General features: G+C 57.4%; 15 protein-coding genes. 14 read left to right on the forward strand and 1 reads right to left on the reverse strand.

Going from position 1 to position 13693, the window contains the following annotated elements; genetic code table 11:
* The first annotated feature begins 2 nt into the window (after positions 1-2).
* The 14 genes from AC4FIA_RS03990 (at position 3) to radC (ending at position 13050) form a co-directional block, all read left to right on the forward strand.
* On the forward strand, positions 3-443 hold the full coding sequence (locus AC4FIA_RS03990; RefSeq protein WP_490364797.1) for a GFA family protein: 441 nt from the start codon (positions 3-5) through the stop codon (positions 441-443).
* Between the two features lie 2 nt (positions 444-445).
* Positions 446-1339 carry an alpha/beta hydrolase family protein gene (locus AC4FIA_RS03995; protein WP_490364798.1) on the forward strand — a complete coding sequence of 298 codons (894 nt, stop codon included), beginning with the start codon at positions 446-448 and terminating at the stop codon, positions 1337-1339.
* Between the two features lie 56 nt (positions 1340-1395).
* Positions 1396-5934 carry a glutamate synthase large subunit gene (gene gltB / locus AC4FIA_RS04000; RefSeq protein WP_490364799.1) on the forward strand — a complete coding sequence of 1513 codons (4539 nt, stop codon included), beginning with the start codon at positions 1396-1398 and terminating at the stop codon, positions 5932-5934.
* Between the two features lie 240 nt (positions 5935-6174).
* On the forward strand, positions 6175-6510 hold the full coding sequence (locus AC4FIA_RS04005) for a zinc ribbon domain-containing protein (RefSeq protein ID WP_490364800.1): 336 nt from the start codon (positions 6175-6177) through the stop codon (positions 6508-6510).
* On the forward strand, positions 6511-7155 hold the full coding sequence (locus AC4FIA_RS04010; protein WP_490364801.1) for a hypothetical protein: 645 nt from the start codon (positions 6511-6513) through the stop codon (positions 7153-7155).
* Between the two features lie 28 nt (positions 7156-7183).
* Positions 7184-7546: a hypothetical protein gene (locus AC4FIA_RS04015; RefSeq protein ID WP_490364802.1), complete on the forward strand. Its 363-nt coding sequence runs from the start codon at positions 7184-7186 to the stop codon at positions 7544-7546.
* Positions 7547-7580: 34 nt separating this feature from the next.
* Complete coding sequence (locus AC4FIA_RS04020; protein WP_490364803.1) at positions 7581-7856, forward strand: putative quinol monooxygenase; 276 nt, start codon at positions 7581-7583, stop codon at positions 7854-7856.
* A 90-nt stretch (positions 7857-7946) separates the two neighbouring features.
* Entirely contained in the window at positions 7947-8681 is a 735-nt protein-coding gene (gene mtgA, locus AC4FIA_RS04025) for a monofunctional biosynthetic peptidoglycan transglycosylase (protein WP_490364804.1), read from the forward strand.
* A 100-nt stretch (positions 8682-8781) separates the two neighbouring features.
* A complete protein-coding gene (gene fzlA / locus AC4FIA_RS04030) occupies positions 8782-9447 on the forward strand; it encodes an FtsZ-binding protein FzlA (protein ID WP_490364819.1) in 666 nt (221 codons plus the stop codon).
* A gap of 36 nt (positions 9448-9483) precedes the next feature.
* Positions 9484-10518 (forward strand): tRNA epoxyqueuosine(34) reductase QueG, encoded by a 1035-nt coding sequence (gene queG, locus AC4FIA_RS04035; RefSeq protein WP_490364805.1) that lies wholly within the window; start codon positions 9484-9486, stop codon positions 10516-10518.
* A gap of 76 nt (positions 10519-10594) precedes the next feature.
* Positions 10595-11041, forward strand: coding sequence for a peptide-methionine (R)-S-oxide reductase MsrB (gene msrB, locus AC4FIA_RS04040; RefSeq protein ID WP_473031084.1), 447 nt, complete (start codon positions 10595-10597; stop codon positions 11039-11041).
* Complete coding sequence (gene msrA, locus AC4FIA_RS04045) at positions 11041-11547, forward strand: peptide-methionine (S)-S-oxide reductase MsrA (RefSeq protein WP_103910445.1); 507 nt, start codon at positions 11041-11043, stop codon at positions 11545-11547. Before msrB ends, msrA begins: the two co-directional genes overlap by 1 nt.
* A gap of 298 nt (positions 11548-11845) precedes the next feature.
* On the forward strand, positions 11846-12190 hold the full coding sequence (locus AC4FIA_RS04050; RefSeq protein ID WP_287474290.1) for a hypothetical protein: 345 nt from the start codon (positions 11846-11848) through the stop codon (positions 12188-12190).
* 101 nt (positions 12191-12291) lie between these two features.
* Positions 12292-13050 carry a RadC family protein gene (gene radC / locus AC4FIA_RS04055; protein ID WP_490364806.1) on the forward strand — a complete coding sequence of 253 codons (759 nt, stop codon included), beginning with the start codon at positions 12292-12294 and terminating at the stop codon, positions 13048-13050.
* Here the strand turns inward: radC and AC4FIA_RS04060 are convergent.
* Positions 13047-13693, reverse strand: a 647-nt coding sequence (locus AC4FIA_RS04060) for an OmpA family protein (RefSeq protein ID WP_490364807.1), incomplete at its 5' end; no start/stop codon positions are given. The two genes, radC and AC4FIA_RS04060, sit on opposite strands and share 4 nt — an antisense overlap.

Raw genomic sequence — 13693 nt, forward strand, 5'->3', positions numbered from 1 at the left:
CAATGGAACGGACAGGAGGATGCCTATGCGGAGCCGTGCGATTCAGCGCGCGGGCCGTGCCGTCCACTGTTGACGTTTGCCATTGCGAGATGTGCCGCCGTTGGACTGGCTCTGCGCTGATCGAAGTCGATGTTGCTAAAGATCAGATCGACTGGACCGGTCAGGACAAGATTGCCACGCGCCAAAGCTCGGAGTGGGCCGAACGCGCATGGTGTTCGGAATGCGGTTCGGGCCTGTGGTTTTCGATGTCGGACGACAGCTCTGAATGGGGTGGCACCTACGCGATCCCGTTGGGTCTGTTCGACGATCCGAACGGTTTCGAAATGCGGGCCGAGATCTATATCGATCACAAGCCAGACAGCTACGCCTACACTGCAAATGACCGCAAGGTTCTGACGCGCGCTGATTGCGTCGCCAAATTCCCTGCACTGGGTGAGGCGTGATCATGGCTGAGCGTTTCGAAATCACGCCCCTGCGCACCGATCCTGATCTGCTGACCTATCAGCACAAAGGCAGCAATTCGCGCCTTGTGATCTGTCTGTCAGGTGTGGGTAAGGATAGCGAAGATATCCCGCCCTACGAATTTGCGCGTTCTGCGACCGAAAACGGCCAGAATCACGTGCTGTTTGTGGTCGATCCGAACCGGACTTGGCTGAACGGTGACGGGATCATCGAACGCATTCTGGAAGACACTGCCAAGATCGTGGATAGCTGCGGAATCACCTCGATCTGCACGCTGGGCCATTCCATGGGCGGCTTCGCAGCGATTGTGCTGGCGGACTTTATGGAGGTCGACACTGTCGTGTCGCTCGCCCCGCAGCATTCGGTGCATCCGGATATCGCGGGCAATGAACACCGCTGGCGCAACTGGGTTGATCCGATTTCGGATTTTCGCATCCGGTCCGTCGATGATCACTGGGTCAACGAAACCTCGTACCACGTGATCCACGGCAACCATAACCGCGACAAATACCAGCGCGATCGTTTTCCGATCCAGGCAGGACTGGTTCACACGATCTTGCCCGATACGACCCACGCAGTGCCCCAGCGGCTGAAACGTGAGGGTCTCTTGGATCAGGTCGTCTCGCTGTGTCTGAACAACCGGACCCGCCGCGTGCGCCAGTTGTTGGAACCGATGGGCGCCTATCGCCGAACGACCGAAAACCACCCGATACTGGGCCCGTCCCCGAGGGTGGTTGAAACACCGGCAGCGCCAAAGGCCACGACGATCAAAGTCAAAACGGCGAAAAAGACATCAACGGGCGCGGCCAAGAAGGCCACGACCACGACACCGAAAAAGGCCACTGCGTCTAGAACCAAGACCAAAGCGGCCAGCTAAAGCTACGAATTGAAATTCGGCCGTCACTTCCGACGGTCCACATGGAGGACGAAGCCATGACCAAATATGATGCTGACTGGGTGCGCGCCGAAGAGGCAAAGCGCAAATGGATGGCCGAGAACGGTCTTTATAGCGAAGAAGAAGAACATTCGTCCTGCGGCGTTGGTCTTGTTGTCTCTGTAGATGGCAAACCGTCGCGCAAGGTTGTCGAAGCGGGTATCACCGCGCTGAAAGCGATCTGGCACCGCGGTGCTGTTGATGCTGATGGCAAAACCGGTGACGGCGCAGGTATCCACGTTCAGATCCCCGTGTCGTTCTTCTACGACCAGATCGAACGCACAGGTCACACACCGCGCATGAACCAGCTGATGGCGGTTGGTCAGGTGTTCCTGCCCCGTACAGATTTTGGCGCGCAGGAAACCTGCCGGACCATCGTGGAAACCGAAGTTCTGCGCATGGGTTACTACATCTACGGCTGGCGCCACGTTCCGGTGAACGTCGACTGCCTGGGTGACAAGGCGAACGCGACACGCCCCGAGATCGAGCAGATCCTGATCTCGAACGCGAAAGGCGTGGACGAAGAAACATTCGAGCGTGAACTCTACGTCATCCGTCGTCGCATCGAAAAAGCTGCGGCTGCGGCGGGCGTTGGTCAGCTGTACATCGCATCGCTGTCCTGCCGTTCGATCATCTACAAAGGCATGATGCTGGCGCAGGACGTGGCCGAGTTCTATCCCGACCTTCAGGATGAACGCTTTGAGTCCGCCTTCGCGATCTATCACCAGCGTTATTCCACAAACACCTTCCCGCAGTGGTGGCTGGCCCAGCCGTTCCGCATGTTGGCCCACAACGGTGAGATCAACACGCTGAAAGGCAACGTCAACTGGATGAAGAGCCACGAAATCCGTATGGCCTCTTCGACATTCGGCGACATGGCTGGCGACATCAAACCGATCATCGCAAACGGCGCGTCCGACTCGGCCGCTCTGGACGCTGTGTTCGAGGTTCTGGTGCGCGCAGGCCGTAACGCGCCCATGGCGAAAACCATGCTGGTGCCTGAATCCTGGTCCAAGCAGGCCGAGGAACTGCCGCAGGCGTGGCGTGACATGTATTCCTACTGCAACTCGGTTATGGAACCGTGGGACGGCCCTGCCGCTCTGGCCATGACTGACGGTCGCTGGGTCTGCGCGGGTCTGGACCGCAACGGTCTGCGCCCGATGCGTTACGTCGTGACAGGCGACGGCCTGCTGATCGCCGGTTCCGAGGCGGGCATGGTCCCCGTCGACGAAGCCACCGTGCGTGAAAAAGGCGCGCTTGGCCCGGGTCAGTTGCTGGCGGTCGATATGGCCGAAGGCAAAATGTACCACGACGTTGCCATCAAGAATAAACTGGCGGCCTCGCAGCCGTTCGGCGACTGGGTTGGCAAGATCAACGATCTGGACGACGTGCTGGCAAAGGTCGACGAAAAGCCGATGTTTGACGGCGACGAACTGCGCAAGCGTCAGCTGGCAGCCGGCTACTCCGTAGAAGAGCTCGAGCAGATCCTTGTGCCGATGGCCGAGGATGGCAAAGAAGCACTGGCATCCATGGGTGACGACACACCGTCGGCGGTTCTGTCCAAGAAATACCGCCCGCTGTCGCACTTCTTCCGTCAGAACTTCAGCCAGGTGACCAACCCGCCGATCGACAGCTTGCGCGAATTCCGCGTCATGTCGCTGAAGACCCGCTTTGGGAACCTGAAAAACGTTCTGGATGAATCCAGCGCGCAGACCGAAATTCTGGTTCTGGAAAGCCCGTTCGTCGGCAACGCCCAGTTCGAAGAGCTGCAAAAGCACTTCAACGCGGAAAGCGTGGAAATCGACTGTACGTTCCCCGTGGGCGCAGGTCAGTCCGCGCTGCGCGAAGCGCTGGCACGTATCCGCAATGAAGCAGAAGATGCCGTGCGTTCCGGCGCGGGTCACCTGACCCTGACCGACCACCACGCGTCTGCTGCGAAAATCGGCATGCCGATGATCCTTGCGACCTCGGCGGTTCACAGCCACCTGACCCGCAAGGGCCTGCGTACCTTCTGTTCGCTGAACGTCCGTTCGGCGGAATGTGTGGACCCGCATTACTTTGCGGTTCTGATCGGTGCCGGTGCGACTGTTGTGAACCCCTATCTGGCAGAAGACAGCCTTGCAGACCGTATCAACCGCGGCCTGCTGGATGGCCCGCTGACAGAAGCCGTTGCGCGTTACCGTGACGCCATCGACATGGGCCTGCTGAAAATCATGTCCAAGATGGGTATCTCGGTCATCTCGTCCTATCGCGGTGGTCTGAACTTTGAAGCTGTGGGTCTGTCCCGCGCGATGTGTGCCGAATACTTCCCCGGCATGGTGTCGCGTATTTCCGGTATCGGTGTGTCCGGTATCCAGAAAAAGGCCGAAGACATCCACCATCTGGGCTTCTTGTCCGGTCAGAACGTTCTGCCGATCGGTGGCTTCTACAAAGCCCGTAAATCCGGTGAAACCCACGCATGGGGTGCGCAGACAATGCACCTGATGCAGGCCGCCTGTAACAGCGCGTCTTTCGAGACTTGGAAAACTTATTCCAAAGCGATGCAGGCGAACCCGCCGATCCATCTTCGTGACCTGCTGGCGATCAAGCCGCTGGGCGAACCTGTGCCGCTGAACGAAGTGGAAAGCATCACGTCGATCCGCAAGCGCTTTGTCACTCCGGGTATGTCGCTGGGCGCCCTGTCGCCCGAAGCACACAAGACCCTGAACGTTGCGATGAACCGCATCGGCGCCAAGTCCGACTCGGGCGAGGGTGGTGAAGACCCGGCACACTTCCTGCCGGAACCCAACGGCGACAACCCGTCGGCCAAGATCAAACAGGTCGCATCGGGCCGCTTCGGTGTCACAGCCGAATACCTGAACCAGTGTGAAGAGCTTGAGATCAAGGTCGCACAGGGCGCGAAGCCCGGTGAAGGTGGTCAGCTGCCCGGCATGAAAGTGACCAAGCTGATCGCGCGTCTGCGTCACTCCACACCTGGCGTGACCCTGATTTCGCCGCCGCCGCACCACGACATCTACTCGATCGAGGACCTTGCGCAGCTGATCTACGATCTCAAGCAGATCAACCCGCGTTGTAAGGTCACCGTGAAACTGGTGGCGTCCTCGGGCGTTGGCACCATCGCCGCTGGCGTTGCCAAGGCGAAGGCGGACGTGATCCTTGTGTCCGGCCACAACGGCGGCACAGGCGCATCGCCTGCGACCTCGATCAAATACGCTGGTCTGCCGTGGGAAATGGGTCTGACAGAGGCGCATCAGGTTCTGTCGATGAACAACCTGCGCTCGCGTGTCACCCTGCGGACCGATGGTGGTCTTCGCACAGGTCGTGACATCGTCATGGCGGCGATGATGGGTGCCGAAGAATACGGCATCGGCACCGCCGCCCTGATCGCGATGGGCTGTATCATGGTACGCCAGTGTCAGTCGAACACCTGCCCCGTCGGTGTCTGTACTCAGGACGAAAGCCTGCGGGCCAAGTTCACAGGCAACGCGGACAAGGTCGTGAACCTGATCACCTTCTACGCTCAGGAAGTGCGCGAAATTCTCGCGTCCATCGGTGCCCGTTCGCTGGACGAAGTGATCGGTCGTGCGGACCTGCTTAGCCAGGTATCGCGTGGTTCCGACCACCTCGACGATCTGGATCTGAACCCGCTTCTGATCCGGGTCGATGGTTCGGACGAAACGGTCTATGACCTGAACCGTCCGCGCAACGCTGTGGATGACACGCTGGATGCGGAAATCATCCGTGATGCGGCGCGCTTCCTCGAGGAAGGCGAAAAGATGCAACTGTCCTACGCGGTGATGAACACGCACCGCACCGTGGGCACACGCACCTCGAGCCACATCGTCCGCAAGTTCGGCATGCGCAACTCGCTCCAGCCGGATCACCTGACCGTCAAGCTGACAGGCTCTGCCGGTCAGTCGCTGGGTGCCTTCGCGGCCCCGGGTCTGAAGATCGAAGTCTATGGCGACGCCAACGACTATGTTGGTAAGGGTCTGTCGGGCGGTACCGTTGTGGTGCGTCCGCCGATGAACTCGCCGCTGGAAGCTGCGAAGAACACCATCATCGGCAACACCGTTCTCTACGGTGCGACCGACGGTTACCTCTTTGCCGAAGGCCGCGCGGGCGAACGTTTCGCTGTGCGTAACTCGGGCGCCAAAGTGGTGGTCGAAGGCTGTGGCTCCAACGGTTGTGAATACATGACCGGCGGTACAGCGGTGATCCTCGGTCCGATCGGTGCGAACTTCGGTGCCGGTATGACCGGTGGTATGGCGTATCTCTACGATCCGGATGGCAAGTCGGTGGAAATGATGAACACCGAATCCATCGTCACATGCCCGGTGGCCGTCGAAGCATGGCAGACCGAGCTGAAGGATCTGGTCGAGCGTCACTACGCGGAAACAGGCAGCCGTCTGGCCGCTGGCATCCTGCAGCACTGGGAAGAGGAACTGGCGAAGTTCATTCAGGTCTGCCCGACCGAGATGCTGGACAAAATCCCGCATCCGCTGGGGATCGAAGACAAAGCCGTCCCCGCCGAATAAAAACAAAGCCCCGCTCCGGCGGGGCTTTTTGTTTGTGGGATTATGATTCAGTGCCAGACTGTTTTCTTAAGCACTTGGTTCTGACTGATTGCAGACAGGTCGCAGCGCTATGCTTTATCTATACTAGAAGGTTTTATGGGCGCAGGTCTCGTTTGCATCGTCAGCGTAGATAAACCCTTCCCTCAGTCATGAGTTACGATACATAATAGATTCTATTAGAAAAATTATAAGGAGGTTTGAATGGCCAAGCCGAAAATAATTGAATGCCCAACTTGTGGGCACAAAGTCAGCACTAGTGCAACTTCGTGCCCATCGTGCGGAGCGGTTCTTAGAAAAACAAAGCGAGGATTTTTTGGCAAATTGGTGCTTCTTGCATTTTGGGCTTTCAATGCTCTGATGGTGCTGTGGATTTGGGGGGGTACTCAAGCTGCAGTCGAGAGCCAAGCGGGCATGTCCGGGGCCGAAGCTGCTGGAGCGGCCATAGGGACAGGTCTTGGGATTACGATCCTCGTTTTTGTCTGGCTGATTGGAGCAGTCATTCTAGGTATTATGTCACTTCTTACTCGGCCTAAATAAATGGCTGAAAGCGTATCTTACTGGATTTGCTCGTGTGGAAAAGCTAACCTAAAAAGCAACAAAAAATGTACCATTTGTAAAAAGGGCCGCCCTCGCCGCTGGCTTATTTATGCAATAGTTCTGGTTTCAGCATTTCTGGTCATAGGCATGATGTTGCCAACCCAGAGGCAGTCCGAAACGGCACAGAAGCTTCCTGCGGCACAACGAGATTTCTTGTCTGAAATTGAGAAATTTCACTCTCAAGCAAGTTCGGCACCAAATTCGCTCGCTTTGCGGGAAATCATTCAGACAAGAAACAGACAAATTGCCAATAGCGCCAGCCCACAGGGGTGGTCGGGTATTGTAGTTGGAGTTCAAAGCGTTCAGGGAAAAGGCGGTATTAGCGTTGATATCGGAGGTGTAAATCTACTTGCTGGAGTTCACCTGTCATATGGTTTGGACACCCTCATATCGTCATCACATTCTGCAGTGTACAATACACTATTGAACTTAAGGCGTGGTGACAAAGTGACTTTCTCTGGAGACTTTGAGCTCTACAACGGGTCGCTGGTGGAAATGAGTTATGCGGGTCAGGCCGCCATATCGGACCCTGAGTTTTTATTCAATTTTAGATTGTTAGAACCAGTGCTACCTTTGAAAGAGTGACTTTAAGATCAAATACACGGAGAATATTATGCTTAAAATTTACTTGCCGATTTTCGCTCTGTTTTGGGCCGGAACTGCAATAGCACAAGATATTTCACTTGAAAGATACCTGAGTAGCATGGATCGAACGGAAGTGACGTTCTCTGGTAGGATCAAATATAATAGTTCCGAAGATGATTTCACGTTCTACAATGAAAGTCGTGACCCTTTTGGCGTGACTGTTGACGCAGGCCGAGACGCACGCGAAAGGATCGAAACAGAGTGTAATAACACAAGCTTCATGATCGCCTATGACGATCTTTGCTCAATTACAGGCCGCGGCACAGTAGAGATTAGAGGATCGCGTGTTTTCATCAGTCTTGAGGAAGTGGATCAGCTAGGTAAGCCCTAACTTGCCCCAGAAAAGCGGTTAAACGTTCAAACCCATGGTAACACTTAACGGCGTCCTACGCTGCACAAACAAAGATGAGCTTGCTATCGTCCAAGCGCATATTGAGGAGCATATCGCTCTGACGCGGGCTGAAGAGGGGTGTCTGGTGTTTGAGGTCATCCAAAGCCCCGACCTGCTGATCTGGACCGTGCACGAAGAATTCACCGACCCCGAGGCCTTCCGGTTCCATCAGACCCGCGTGGAGCAGAGTGCTTGGGGGCGGGCGACCAAGGGGATTGCGCGGGACTATACCGTTCAGGGCATGGACTAGGCGCGGCTCCGCGTCCCTGCCGCCTCAGTTCCGGCCCTTCGTGAAACCGCATACTTCCCGTGGCGCGTTTGCCCACGTATATCTTCGCCCATGGCAAGAACCCGCAAGGCATCCAAACCGGCCAGCACAAAGGCCGCAAAACAGAAAACGCGCGTGTCCCCGATCAAGTGGCTGCGGCGCTGGCTGTTCCGTTTGGTGTTCTATCCGACTGTTCTGTTTCTGTTGTTGATCGTGCTCTACCGTTTCGTGGCCCCGCCCACGACGATTTACATCTGGCAGGAATCCAGCCGCCTTGGTGGTGTGGACCGGATCTGGACCGATGCGGATGACATTGCGCCTGTGATGTTCCGGTCTGTCGTTGCCGCCGAGGATGCGAATTTCTGTAACCACTGGGGTTTTGACATGAACGCGATCCGTGACGCCATCGAAGACGGCGGCGCGCGCGGGGCATCGACGATCAGCCAGCAGGTGGTCAAAAACACCTTCCTCTGGCATGGCCGGACTTACGTGCGCAAAGCGCTCGAGGCATTGATCACACCCGTGATGGAGGCGGTCTGGCCCAAGCGGCGTATACTGGAAGTATACCTGAACGTCGCCGAATTCGACGAAGGCGTCTTTGGCGTCCAAGCCGCCGCACGCCGCTATTTCAACACCTCCGCCAAAGACCTGACGCCCACCCAAGCGGCGCGTCTGGCGGCCATTTTGCCCAACCCCAAGGGACGATCAGCGGCCAGCCCGTCGTCCTTTACACGCAAGCGCACTGCCTCCATTCTGGACGGAGCGGAAACCATCCGGCGCGATGGTCGCGCTGCCTGTTTTGAATAAAGTCATAACTTCGCCTACCCACTTTTGAGCAGTTGCAACTGACATTGTAAGGCGTATACGAGGATCAAATCTGACCGAAATGGATTACAGTCAATCTGCTATGGCCAAGCTTTATCACGTTCCTCTTTCCCCGTTCTGTCGCAAGGTGCGTCTGGTGCTTGCGGAAAAGAAAATCGAGGTTGAGCTGGTCGAAGAAAAGTACTGGGAAGAAAGCCCTGACTTTCTGCGCCGCAACCCTGCGGCCAAGGTGCCGATCCTGAAATTCGACGGGAAAACAATGGCGGAATCCACGCCGATTTGTGAGTACATCGAAGAAAAACACCCCGAACCCGCGTTGATGCCGCGCAGTGCCGAAGGCCGCTATGAAGTGCGCCGTCTGGTGAACTGGTTCGACGACAAGTTCCACAACGAAGTCACGTCCAAGCTGCTGTACGAACGTGTGAACAAGAAGGTCATGAAAAAGGGCTTTCCGGATTCCACCAACGTCAAGGCAGGTGCGCGGGCTGTGAAGTACCACCTTGATTACATGGCGTGGCTTCTGGATCACCGCCGCTGGTTGGCGGGTGATGTGATGACGCTGGCCGATTTTGCGGCTGCTGCGCATCTGTCGTCGCTGGATTATATCTCGGACGTGGATTGGAACCGGTCGGACACGGTCAAGGACTGGTACGCCAAGATCAAATCGCGCCCTGCGTTCCGGTCGATCCTTGCCGATCAGGTGCCCGGCTTCCCGCCGCCTGCGCATTACGCTGATCTGGATTTCTGATATACCGCGTTTAGCGGTTCGGAAATCGGGGTGTCAGTGACCGATCTTAAGGAAAAACTTGTGGCCGAGGCCCGTGATATCGGGTTCGGACTTGCGCGCGTGTGCCGCCCTTGGGACGTGCCGCAGGTGCCTGACCGGCTGGGCGTTTTCCTGAGCGAAGGTCGCCATGGCACCATGTCGTGGATGGAAGAGCGCGTGCAATGGCGCGGTGCGCCGCAGGTGCTCTGGCCGGATGCGAAATCGGTGATCATGCTGGGTGAATCCTATACCCCCGAACACGATCCGCTGGATGTTTTGAACATGCCCGACCGCGCAGGCATTTCCGTTTATGCGCAGAACCGCGATTACCATGACGTCCTGAAGAAAAAGCTGAAGCGCCTTGCCCGTTGGTTGATTGCCGAGGCGGGGGGCGAGGTGAAGGTGTTCGTCGACACCGCCCCTGTGCCGGAAAAGCCGTTGGGGCAGGCAGCGGGTTTGGGCTGGCAGGGCAAGCACACCAATCTGGTCAGCCGTCAGATGGGATCGTGGTTCTTTCTGGGGTCGGTGTTTACCACGCTGGACCTGCCCGCTGACGCGCCCGAGGTAGACCATTGCGGGTCGTGCCGTGCCTGTCTTGATATCTGCCCGACCGATGCCTTTCCTGCGCCATACCAGTTGGATGCACGGCGCTGCATTTCCTATCTGACCATCGAACACAAAGAGCCCGTGGACGAAGCGCTGCGCCCGTTGTTGGGCAACCGCATTTACGGCTGTGACGATTGTCTGGCGGCCTGCCCGTGGAACAAATTCGCCGCCGAGGCGCGGGAAGCCAAGTACCATTCCCGCCCGGACCTGATCGCGCCTGCGCTGGCGGATCTGGTTGTGCTGGATGATGCAGGGTTCCGCGCGCATTTCTCGGGATCGCCCATCAAGCGGATCGGGCGGGGACGGTTCGTGCGCAATGTGCTTTATGCTATCGGCAACTCGAACGACCCTGCGCTGCTTTCCGTCGCGCAATCGCTGGTCGATGATCCTGAACATGTCGTCGCTGATGCCGCGCGTTGGGCGGTGGGTTGCCTCACGGAAAGCTGAAGCGCTGTAATCTTCCCTTTGATTTTGGGCGCAAAGCCCCATCTATTGGGGCACGAGGATGAACTGATAGGCTGCCATGACCAAGTATGAAAAGAACCCCGACGTGATCGCCACGCTGACGCCCGAACAGTATTTCGTGACGCAGGAAAGCGGTACGGAACGTCCGGGGACGGGGGAATACCTGAGTAACAAAAAGGCGGGTATCTATGTGGATATCGTGTCGGGCGAACCGCTGTTCGCGTCGGCGGCGAAATATGAATCCGGCTGCGGCTGGCCCAGTTTCGTAAAGCCGATTGAACCTGATAACATCGTGGAATTGCGCGACATGTCCCACGGCATGATCCGCACCGAAGTGCGCAGCAAACACGGCGACAGCCATCTGGGCCATGTCTTTCCTGACGGGCCGACAGATCGCGGTGGTCTTCGCTACTGCATCAACTCGGCGTCGCTGCGCTTTGTCGCCAAAGAAGACATGGAGGCCGAAGGATATGGCCAATATGTCGATCAAGTGGAGGATATCTGATGACTGAACGTGCTGTACTGGCCGGTGGCTGTTTCTGGGGCATGCAGGATCTGATCCGCAAGCTGCCCGGCGTTCAGAAGACGCGGGTCGGCTATACCGGTGGCGACGTGCCCAACGCGACCTATCGCAACCACGGCACCCATGCCGAAGGGATCGAGATCATCTTTGATCCCGCCAAGACCAGCTACCGCAAGCTGTTGGAGTTCTTTTTCCAGATCCACGATCCGACCACGCCCAACCGTCAGGGCAATGACGTGGGCATGTCGTACCGGTCAGCGATCTACTATGTGAACGACGAACAGAAACAGATTGCGCTGGATACGATCGCGGATGTGGATGCCTCTGGCATCTGGCCGGGCAAGGTCGTGACCGAGGTCGAGCCCGTGAGCGATTTCTGGGAGGCCGAGCCGGAGCATCAGGATTATCTGGAGCGTATCCCCAACGGCTATACCTGCCATTTCCCGCGCCCCGACTGGGTTCTGCCCAAACGCGACGCGGCTGAATAAGCCCTTCCCAAGCGCCGGATATCCTCCGGCGCTTTTTCGTGAATGCATTGGTATACGGTATGCTGCGGAATGCTGCGTATGCAGCATGCAATTGTACGCAGAAAAAATCAATTATAATTGTTTATTTTCAGATACTTATTGAAATTTACCCTTTGGGGTGGGGTTAGCCCACCCAGCAGAAAAGCATAGCGGATATGGGGTATTTGCTGTGGTGCAGCATTTTTATGCTGCTTAGGATGGGATGCAGAAAATATGGCGTGGCCTTGGTCCGTCCCTCCCCATTCAAAGGTTATGATCCATGAAAACTCTGATTGCTGCGGCCGCTTTGGCCCTGACCGCCGCCCCCGTACTGGCAAACGAAATCGTTCTTGAAAAAGAGATGGCAGGCGCAACTCTGCACCAGTCCGGCGTTGATATGTCCGTCTACTGGACAGAAGCCGAAGCAGGCTACGAGGTTGTCGCAACCTTCCTGCCGCAAATGGCCGACGCCGCACCTGCGCGTCTGATCATGACGCTGGCCGAAGGTGACGATGTGTCCTTTGGTCTGCCGGGCACGCTGACGCACACATATACATTCGCCCGCACAGACGCTGGCGTAACAGTTGCGGCCGAGCCTGTTGGCCTGCAGTACGCAAGCAACTGAACTAACAGAGTATACTCCCGAAATACGCCGGTGTAGCCCTCCCGCGCCGGCGTATTTCTTTGTTTACCGCTTGGTAACCATGGGCGCGCAGAATTTGGACCATGTCCAGTTCGCGCGCCTTTTCTGATGTTCAGCCGTCCCTGTTCGACACGGGCGAAGACGCGCCGGTTTTGGTGAACGGAAAACTGCCATCCTACATCCGCGATCACAGGCAGCGTTTGAAAGAACGGTTCATGGCAGGCGGGTCTGCCGCTGTGCCGGATTACGAGCTGCTGGAACTGGTGCTGTTCAGCGCTATCCCCCGGCGCGATGTAAAGCCGCTGGCGCGTGAATTGCTGGATCGGTTCGGGGATTTTAACGGGGTGATATCAGCCGAACCTGACCGGCTGTCCGAAGTGTCGGGCGTCGGGCAATCTGTGATCTGCAGTTTCAAGATCGTCGAGGCCGCTGCACAGCGGCTGGCCCGCGCCAAGGTTATGCAGAAAGAGGTGATCAGCAGCTGGCAGGCCTTGGTCGACTATTGCCACACCGCCATGGCGCACAACCGGATCGAAGAATTCCGCATCCTCTATCTGGATCGCAAGAACATCCTGATCGCGGATGAGGCACAGGCGCGGGGCACGGTGGATCATGTGCCGGTATACCCGCGTGAAGTCGCCAAACGGGCGTTGGAACTGAACGCCTCGGCGTTGATCCTTGTTCACAACCATCCGTCGGGCGATCCGACACCATCAAGCAGCGATATCGACATGACGGCCCAGATCGAACGGGCGCTGGACCCGTTGGGGATCACGCTGCACGATCATCTGGTGATCGGGCACAATACGGAAATCAGTTTTCGCAGCGAAGGTCTGCTTTAACGCAGCCAGACCTCGACACGACGGTTCGCCTGACGGCCCCAGTCGGTGTTGTCGCAGGCCATGGGCATCGCTTCGCCAAAGGCATCAACACCCATCGTCAGCATGTCGAAATCGGCGGCTTCGGCGGCATCCTTGATCGCGTCGCGCACGGCCTCGGCACGTTTGCGGGCAATGTTCAGATTGGGTCCAGCCGGACCATCACCGTCGGAAAAGCCTACAAACAGGATGTCATGCGCATCGTACACGCCCTCTTCGATGTCGCGGGCAAAGCGGCGCACGTTGGACCGCGATTGCGCATCCAGGCGGGATGAGCCGGGTTCAAACCGGAACGACGTGGACAGGCGGGCGTAGGGCGACAGCGTATTGACCATGCGTTTCAGCGTTGCCAGGCCTTCTTCACCCTCGGCCACGTTAATCGCATTGGCAAAGCGTTCGCCTTGTAGGTCCAGCGGAATATCCTCGGTCGCCTGATCGACAAAACCGGCACGGCGGATGACGATCTGGGCGGCGTCGCTGCGGGTGTAGGCCAGAAAATCACGGGCCAAGGCAGGCAAGCGGCGCGCGGGCAGATACAGGAACATCGGCGCGGTCAGCGGATAATCCTCGGTCTTGATGGTGCGGCGCGTGGCGCGCAATTCAAAGC

It is taken from the genome of Thalassococcus sp. (assembly GCF_982780845.1).

Excerpts from the sequence above, each read along its gene's own strand:
- AC4FIA_RS03990 (WP_490364797.1), top strand. The coding sequence starts at position 3 with ATGGAACGGACAGGAGGATGCCTATGCGGAGCCGTGCGATTCAGCGCG.
- AC4FIA_RS03995 (WP_490364798.1), top strand. The coding sequence starts at position 446 with ATGGCTGAGCGTTTCGAAATCACGCCCCTGCGCACCGATCCTGATCTG.
- gltB (WP_490364799.1), top strand. The coding sequence starts at position 1,396 with ATGACCAAATATGATGCTGACTGGGTGCGCGCCGAAGAGGCAAAGCGC.
- AC4FIA_RS04005 (WP_490364800.1), top strand. The coding sequence starts at position 6,175 with ATGGCCAAGCCGAAAATAATTGAATGCCCAACTTGTGGGCACAAAGTC.
- AC4FIA_RS04010 (WP_490364801.1), top strand. The coding sequence starts at position 6,511 with ATGGCTGAAAGCGTATCTTACTGGATTTGCTCGTGTGGAAAAGCTAAC.
- AC4FIA_RS04015 (WP_490364802.1), top strand. The coding sequence starts at position 7,184 with ATGCTTAAAATTTACTTGCCGATTTTCGCTCTGTTTTGGGCCGGAACT.
- AC4FIA_RS04020 (WP_490364803.1), top strand. The coding sequence starts at position 7,581 with ATGGTAACACTTAACGGCGTCCTACGCTGCACAAACAAAGATGAGCTT.
- mtgA (WP_490364804.1), top strand. The coding sequence starts at position 7,947 with ATGGCAAGAACCCGCAAGGCATCCAAACCGGCCAGCACAAAGGCCGCA.
- fzlA (WP_490364819.1), top strand. The coding sequence starts at position 8,782 with ATGGCCAAGCTTTATCACGTTCCTCTTTCCCCGTTCTGTCGCAAGGTG.
- msrB (WP_473031084.1), top strand. The coding sequence starts at position 10,595 with ATGACCAAGTATGAAAAGAACCCCGACGTGATCGCCACGCTGACGCCC.
- msrA (WP_103910445.1), top strand. The coding sequence starts at position 11,041 with ATGACTGAACGTGCTGTACTGGCCGGTGGCTGTTTCTGGGGCATGCAG.
- AC4FIA_RS04050 (WP_287474290.1), top strand. The coding sequence starts at position 11,846 with ATGAAAACTCTGATTGCTGCGGCCGCTTTGGCCCTGACCGCCGCCCCC.
- radC (WP_490364806.1), top strand. The coding sequence starts at position 12,292 with ATGTCCAGTTCGCGCGCCTTTTCTGATGTTCAGCCGTCCCTGTTCGAC.